The sequence below is a fragment of the Arcicella lustrica genome (genome assembly GCF_034930985.1).
Lineage (GTDB): Bacteria > Bacteroidota > Bacteroidia > Cytophagales > Spirosomataceae > Arcicella > Arcicella lustrica.
Genome location: NZ_JAYGIM010000028.1, coordinates 1 through 2,500, shown reverse-complemented (window position 1 = coordinate 2,500; position 2,500 = coordinate 1). Strand labels below are relative to the sequence as shown.

At 46.7% G+C, this 2,500-nt stretch carries 2 rRNA genes (1 of these 2 cut by a window edge); both read left to right on the top strand.

Going from position 1 to position 2,500, the window contains the following annotated elements:
* Positions 1–2,250, top strand: a 23S ribosomal RNA gene (locus tag VB798_RS24250) (it extends 579 nt beyond the left edge of the window).
* A gap of 130 nt (positions 2,251–2,380) precedes the next feature.
* Positions 2,381–2,492, top strand: a 5S ribosomal RNA gene (gene rrf / locus VB798_RS24245).
* The last annotated feature ends 8 nt before the right edge of the window (positions 2,493–2,500 follow it).

The following is a 2,500-nucleotide window of genomic DNA, read 5'->3' as shown; positions in this document are numbered from 1 at the left end:
TGACGGCGTGCCTTTTGCATAATGACCCTACGAGTTACTCTTCCTGGCAAGATTAAGGTTTATAGAACTGGAGTCGGAGCGAAAGCGAGTCTGAATAGGGCGTTTAGTCAGGGGGAGTAGACGCGAAACCTTGTGATCTACCCATGGCCAGGTTGAAGGTGTGGTAACACACACTGGAGGACCGAACGAGTTTACGTTGAAAAGTATTTCGATGAGCTGTGGGTAGGGGTGAAAGGCTAATCAAACTGGGAAATAGCTCGTACTCCCCGAAATGTTTTTAGGAACAGCGTCGTGGTTGAGTTTCATGCAGGTAAAGCTACCAATAGGACTAGGGGGAGTCACATCCTACCAAATCCTGATGAACTCTGAATGGCATGAAATATACACGGCAGTGAGGGCAGGGGTGCTAAGGTCACTGTCCGAGAGGGAAAGAACCCAGACCAACAGCTAAGGTCCCCAAATCTATACTAAGTTGAACAAAGGAGGTCTGATTGCAGAGACAGCCAGGATGTTAGCTTGGAAGCAGCTATTCATTTAAAGAGTGCGTAACAGCTCACTGGTCGAGCGAGGCGGGCATCGATAATAAACGGGCATCAAGTATAGTACCGAAGCTTTGGATTATGTATTATGTACATACTGGTAGGGGAGCATTCTGACATCAATGAAGGTAAATCGACAAGGTTTATTGGAGAGGTCAGAAAAGCAAATGTAGGGATGAGTAACGATAATGCGGGCGAGAAACCCGCACGCCGAAAAGTCAAGGTTTCCTCAGCTATGCTAATCAACTGAGGGTTAGTCGGGGGCTAAGGGTTTAGCGACAGCGAAGACTTAATGCACATCAGGTTAATATTCCTGAACTTACTAATAGGGAAACACAATGACGGAGATTCGTGGTTGGCAGGTACTGACGGAATAGTGCCTTTGAGAAGAAGCCGCAAGGCAGAAACGAGTCAGCGAAGAGACTTCCAAGAAAAGTTGTGAATCTATACTTATTAGTAACCCGTACCGTAAACCGACACAGGTGACTGGGAAGAATATTCTAAGGCGCTCGAGTGAATCACGGCTAAGGAACTCGGCAAATTAACCCTGTAACTTCGGGATAAAGGGAGCCTACTCAGCGATGAGAGGCCGCAGAGAATTGGTCCAGGCGACTGTTTAACAAAAACACATGGCTTTGCAAAAACGAAAGTTGACGTATAAGGCCTGACACCTGCCCGGTGCTGGAAGGTTAAGAGGGGATGTTAGCGCAAGCGACGCATTGAATCGAAGCCCCAGTAAACGGCGGCCGTAACTATAACGGTCCTAAGGTAGCGAAATTCCTTGTCGGGTAAGTTCCGACCTGCACGAATGGTGTAACGATCTGGACACTGTCTCAGCCGTGAGCTCGGTGAAATTGTAGTAACGGTGAAGATGCCGTTTACCCGCAACGGGACGGAAAGACCCCATGAACCTTTACTATAGCTTAGCATTGAGTTCTGGTACTGGATGTGTAGGATAGGTGGGAGACTATGATATAGTGTCGCTAGGCATTATGGAGTCAACGTTGAAATACCACCCTTCTTGTACTGGAATTCTAACCTAAATAGGGACATTGCTTGGTGGGTAGTTTGACTGGGGTGGTCGCCTCCAAAAGAGTAACGGAGGCTTTCAAAGGTACCCTCAGCACGCTTGGTAACCGTGCGTAGAGTGCAATAGCAAAAGGGTGCTTGACTGTGAGACAAACAAGTCGATCAGGTACGAAAGTAGGATATAGTGATCCGGTGGTTTAGTATGGAACAGCCATCGCTCAAAGGATAAAAGGTACTCTGGGGATAACAGGCTGATCTCCCCCAAGAGCTCACATCGACGGGGAGGTTTGGCACCTCGATGTCGGCTCGTCACATCCTGGGGCTGGAGAAGGTCCCAAGGGTTCGGCTGTTCGCCGATTAAAGTGGCACGCGAGCTGGGTTCAGAACGTCGTGAGACAGTTCGGTCCCTATCTGTTGTGGGCGTAGGATTATTGACAGGTTCTGACTTTAGTACGAGAGGACCGAGTTGGACTGACCGCTGGTGTATCAGTTGTTCTGCCAAGGGCATTGCTGAGTAGCTACGTCGGGACCAGATAAGCGCTGAAAGCATCTAAGTGCGAAACTGACCTGAAGATGAGTAATCCATATAAGGGCGGTCGTAGATGACGACCTTGATAGGTTGCAGATGTAAAGATAGAAATATCAAAGTCGAGCAATACTAATTACCCAAGAGCTTTATTAATACAACTGTATGTAATCTGTAGTGTTCTTACTCTTCAACATCTTTCACAATATAAAATGAGAAAAACTCATAAAGACATAGAGTAATGTAGTCAATCAATCAATGATGAAAACTACCTACTCAAAGAATTTATGGGGTTGATAGGACTGGTGTTCACCTCTTCCCATCTCGAACAGAGAAGTTAAGCCCAGTTCCGTTGATGATACTGCAATCATATGCGGGAAAGTAAATAAACCCCAAAAATATTAAA